At 72.2% G+C, this 4951-nt stretch carries 4 protein-coding genes; 1 reads left to right on the top strand and 3 read right to left on the bottom strand.

The window, feature by feature from the left end:
• Positions 1-86: 86 nt before the first annotated feature.
• The 3 genes from ACWD38_RS29995 to ACWD38_RS29985 all read right to left on the bottom strand — a co-directional run bounded on the left by ACWD38_RS29995 (position 87) and on the right by ACWD38_RS29985 (position 3312).
• Complete coding sequence (locus ACWD38_RS29995; RefSeq protein WP_343071476.1) at positions 87-1340, bottom strand: DUF418 domain-containing protein; 1254 nt, start codon at positions 1338-1340, stop codon at positions 87-89.
• An 86-nt stretch (positions 1341-1426) separates the two neighbouring features.
• Positions 1427-2248 (bottom strand): mycofactocin-coupled SDR family oxidoreductase, encoded by an 822-nt coding sequence (locus ACWD38_RS29990; RefSeq protein WP_450125415.1) that lies wholly within the window; start codon positions 2246-2248, stop codon positions 1427-1429.
• 137 nt (positions 2249-2385) lie between these two features.
• Positions 2386-3312 (bottom strand): carbon-nitrogen hydrolase family protein, encoded by a 927-nt coding sequence (locus ACWD38_RS29985; RefSeq protein ID WP_221315874.1) that lies wholly within the window; start codon positions 3310-3312, stop codon positions 2386-2388.
• 261 nt (positions 3313-3573) lie between these two features.
• Here ACWD38_RS29985 and ACWD38_RS29980 point away from each other — a divergent pair, with 261 nt between their 5' ends.
• Positions 3574-4824: a saccharopine dehydrogenase family protein gene (locus ACWD38_RS29980; RefSeq protein WP_184480359.1), complete on the top strand. Its 1251-nt coding sequence runs from the start codon at positions 3574-3576 to the stop codon at positions 4822-4824.
• Positions 4825-4951 lie beyond the last annotated feature (127 nt).

Below are 4951 nucleotides of genomic sequence, written 5' to 3'. Positions count from 1 at the left end.
CGCGTACCTGCCGCGCGGTGCCGGTCTCGTCGGTGAGGCGGCCTCGGCGCGGCTGACAGCCGAGTTCGCCCATCCCCGCCGCCCGATCAAGCCGCGCTCGGCGCCTTCCGGGCACGTCGGCGCGCCGAGCGGTACGTCAGCTTCCGAAGCAGCGTTTCCGCCGGGCCGCGCACGCCCGCGCGGTCGAGGGCGTGCGCCACGACGACGGTCAGCAGCCAGGTGCCGACGCCGACGCACAGCGCCGACCAGCTCGACAGCTGAGCGCCGAGCGCGAAGCCCCACGCCGCCAGCACCGGCACGAACACCACCGACTGCGCCAGGTAGCCGCTCAGCGATCGCCGCCCCAGCGAGACCAGCGCGCGCACCGGCAGCGGCGGGGTCGTGCCGCGCGCCGCGAACCGGTGCGCGACGAGGCCGAACAGGGCCGCGTAACCGACCCCGGCGAAGATGCCCGTGTAGAAGTGCACCATCCCGAACGCGGCCGGATTGGGCAGGTCCAGCACGCCGATGTGCACGAGCGCCTGCACGGCACCGGCGCTCCAGCCGACCGCGATCCCGATGACGGCGGTGCCGCGCAGCAGCGGGAGATGCCGCGACGGCTCTTCGAGCACCCGGTGCCGCGCGGCCAGCAGGCCGATCAGGAACGCCGTCGGCAGCGCGAGCGTGGCGATGCCGGAGAGCAGGCTCGGCGCCCACGCGGTCAGGCGCAGCAGCATCGAGGTGACGTAGTCGCCTTCGGCGACCGTGAGCTGCTGCAGGTTCGGCGCCGGGGCGGCGCCGCCGGCGGGGAGCATCGCCATGGCGGCGCTGAACGCGGCGCCGAGGCCCAGCAGCACGGCGATCCAGATCTTCAGGGTGCGGTCGCGGCGCTTGAAGAACAGCGGCACGAACAGCAACCCCATCAGCCCGTAGGTGCCGAGGATGTCGCCCTGCCACAGCAGAACCGCGTGCACCAGGCCGAATCCGAGCATCCACAGGTGCCGGGTCCGCAGCAGCCGCCGCGCGTCGCGTTCCGAGGTGCCACCGGCGATCTGCCGCGCGTGGAGCTGCCCGATGCCGTAGGCGAACAGGAACGCGAACATCGTGTGCGTCCGGGCGTCGACCACGATGATCGTGAACGCCTGCGCGATCCGATCGGCCACGCCGCCGTCGGCCGGGTGCATCAGCGTCACGCCGATGGTCGCCGTGAACAGGAACCACGGGGTGTGCGCCAAGGCGATGAGCAGCAGCATCATGCCGCGCGCGAGGTCCGGTGCGAGCGCCCGATCGCGCAGCGGCGTCGGCAGCGCGGGCGCCGCGGCACCGGACGCGGGTAGTGGTGGGGTGGTCGTGGTGGGCACGGGAACGGGCTCCTCTCGAGGGCGGACCCGCCCATGAAAGACCGTGCCCTCACGGCATGCTCAACCCTCGGCTTTCCGCAACGGCTTCAGAGCACGCCGAAGCCCGCGTCGACGGGGAGCGCGGTACCGGTCACGTAGCGGGACGCGTCGGATGCGAGCCACACGACGGCCTCAGTGATGTCGGCGGGTTCGACGACCTCGACGGGCAGTGCGTTCACCAGCATCGCGGCGTCCGCCGGGTTCTCGTCGAAGTACGACGCCAGATCCGGGTTGTCCAGCATCGGCGTGCGCACTCCGGTGGGGTGCACGACGTTCACGCGGATCGACGACTTCGCGAACCGGGCCGCGTAGGCGCGCATCAGCCCGACGACGCCGTGCTTCGCGGCGGTGTAGGCGAGCGTCGCGGCCGTGCCGGGTGCTCCGACGAGGCCTTTGATCCCCGCCGTCGAGCCGATCAGGACGATCGAACCGCCCGCGCCCATGTGCGGCGCGCACGCCTCCACGGTGTGCCAGACGCCGGTCATGTTGATGTCGACGACGTCGCGCCAGATCCGCTCGGGCGGGATTCCGGCGGCCGGACGGATCGTGGACACGGCGGCGTTGGCGACCGCGATGTCGACCCGGCCGCCGAGCTCCGCGACCGCCCGCGCCACGCCGTCGGCGAGGCCGTCGCCGTCGCGGACGTCGGCGCGGACGGCACGGATGCGGCCGTCCTTCCCCAGCGAGGCCGTCTCGGCCAGCTCTTCGGCCGTGGCCATCGGGTACGGCACCGAGTCGATCGGTTCGCAGATGTCGACGGCCACGACGTGCGCGCCCTCGTCGGCGAGACGCAGGGCGTGCGAGCGCCCCTGGCCGCGAGCGGCACCCGTGACGACGGCGACCTTTCCGCTGACCACACCGGCGTTCATCCGTGATCACCCCACTCGTGGGTCGTCGCCGTCCCGGAGCCAGGCGTCACCGCCAGACGTCCGGCTCGGCCCGACACGCTAGAGCGCCTGACCGCGGGCGAACATCCGCCACAAGCCTGAAACGAGCCGAGGCGGGCTCACAGGGAGGTCCGGTCGGTCGATCTCGGGTGGTCGACGGGGGTGCCGCTGTGGAGGTGGCCGGTGAGCGCGTTGTGGCGCCACGGGCCGGTGGAGTCGTAAAGATCCTCCTCGGTGTCCACAGTGGAGAGGAGGACGCCGGGTTCGCCGCGGCGGAGCCGCCCGACGTGGACGCCGTCGGCGCGGACGAAGAACGCGGGCCACGAGCTCTCCGGCGCGGACGAGTTGGGGCAGCTGATCCACACGTGGTCGCTGGCGGCCACCGCCGTCATCGCGGCGGGCATGGTGATGCCGGGGTAGGTGAACGTCGCGGCCGGGTTCAGCCGCTCGTGCTCGGGACCGATTGCGGCTCCGATGGCCGCGAGCCGCTCCGGTGTCGCGTTCCCGGTGTGGAAGGAGTGGAACAGCAGCCGCACCCCGCGCTTCGCGTACTCCCGGTGCAGCTCGGGGAATCGGTAGTCGTAGCAGATCAGCGCTCCGCACGGCACGCCCCCGATCTCCCAAGTGCTGGCGTGGTCGCCGGGGCTGTAGTGAGCGAGGTCGCCGGTGCGGCCTTCCGCGTCCCCGGAGCAGAAGCGCTTGTCGTAGCGGTCCACCAGCCGCCCGCGGTCGTCGATCACGTACAGGCTGTTGTGCGGCGCGAGGCCGTCACCGAGCCGGTGCGCGGAGCCGAGCACGACCCAGATCCCCAGCTCGCGAGCCAGCTCCAGCACGCGGAGCGTCGCGGATCGCAGGCCCGCCCAGTCGAACCCGTCGAACGAGTCGAAGTCGCAGCCCGCGTAACCCGACAGCGCTCCCTCGGGGAAGTGGGCGACGTGGGCACCCCGCCGCTTCGCCACCCGCAGCTGCTCGACGACGTTGCGGAGGTTGGCCGAGACGTCCCCGCTCACCGCGAACTGGCACGTCGCCACGCTGATCGCCACCATCCGCCCATGGTGCCCGCCCCGGCGGTCCGGCTCAGCCCGTTTTGCCCGCGTCGCGGCGGCTACGGCGTGTCCGCACCCGATGACGCCGCGTGTCCCGCCCCCTGCGAGAAGCGTGATCATCGTCGCGATCGTGGGGGCGGTGGTGGTGCTCTGCGGGAGGGTGTGCGGCGTTATGGTGCCGGTGGCGCTCCGCGGCGGACGAGCAGACCGCGGGCCGTGATCACCGGCCGGGCAGGGCCACCCCGAAGGAAGGCGTGACGGATGAGCGATCGCGAGTTCGACGTTGTCGTGTTCGGTGCCAGCGGATTCGTGGGCCGGCTCACCGCGTTGTACCTGGCCGAGCACGCACCGGCCGGGACCAAGATCGCCCTGGCCGGGCGCAGCGAGAGCAAGCTGGCGCGGATCCGCGGGGAGCTGCCCGCCCCCGCCGGTGAGTGGCCGCTGATCATCGCCGACACCAACGACGCCGCCGCCCTGCAGGAGATGGCGGGCCGCACCAGGGTCGTGTGCACCACGGTGGGCCCCTACCTGCGCTACGGCGAAGGGCTCGTGGCCGCCTGCGCGGACGCCGGTACCGACTACGTGGACCTCACCGGTGAGGTGCCGTTCGTCCGCCGCTGCATCGACGAGTTCGCCGACCGGGCCACCGCCAGCGGTGCCCGCATCGTGCACTCCTGCGGGTTCGACTCCGTGCCCTCCGACCTCGGCGCGTACGTGCTGCACAAGAAGGTCCAGGAAGACGGCGCCGGTGAGCTGACCGGCACCACCATGGTCGTGCGCAAGCTCCGCGGCGGCGTGAGCGGCGGCACGATCGACTCGATGCGGGTGATCGCGCAGCAGGCCTCGGACCCGGCGGTCCGGCGCGTCCTGGGCAACCCGCACGCGCTGTCGACCGGGCCCGGTGAGCGCGCCCGCGTGAAGCGCTCCGAGGAGCCCGGGGACATGGCGCTGGTCGACGCGTCCAAGGTCGACCCCGGCCTCAGCGGAACCCTCGCCCCGTTCTTCATGGCCAGCCACAACACCCGCATCGTGCGCCGCTCCAACGCGCTGCTCGACGGCGCCTACGGCAGCGACTTCCACTACGGCGAGACCATGGCCGTCGGCCGGACGCCGGTGGTCTCGACGGTCGTCGCCGGTGCCGTCAGCGCGGGAACCGCGTTGTTCCTCGGCGCCATGGCGATCAAACCGGTGCGTTCGGTGCTCGACCGGATCCTGCCGAAGGCGGGGGAGGGCCCGAACGAGCAGACCCGCGAACAGGGGCACTTCACCACCGAGACGTACACGACCACGACGACCGGAGCCCGCTACCGCTCGCGGTTCCGCGCGCAAGGCGACCCCGGTTACAAGGCGACCGCGGTGATGCTCGGCGAGAGCGCCCTGTCCCTGGCGCTGCACCGCGACGCGCTGCCCGAACGGGCAGGCGTGCTCACCCCGGCCACGGCGATGGGCGACGTGCTCGTCGACCGGCTCCGCGCCGCAGGAGTAGACCTCGCCGTCGACCGCGTCGGCTGACTTCCTTCGTCTTTGATCTCGGCGTGAGTAGGGGTCGGGTGGCGGAACCTCAGCGGTTTCCTCGCTGCGGGATCTTTTTTCCAAGTGGCTCCGCCACGAGGGAAAAAGCTGTCCTCGCGAGGAAACC

The sequence above is a fragment of the Saccharopolyspora sp. NPDC002578 genome, from assembly GCF_053592695.1.
Note: the sequence above shows the minus strand (reverse complement) of the source record. Positions and strands in the feature narration are given on the sequence as shown.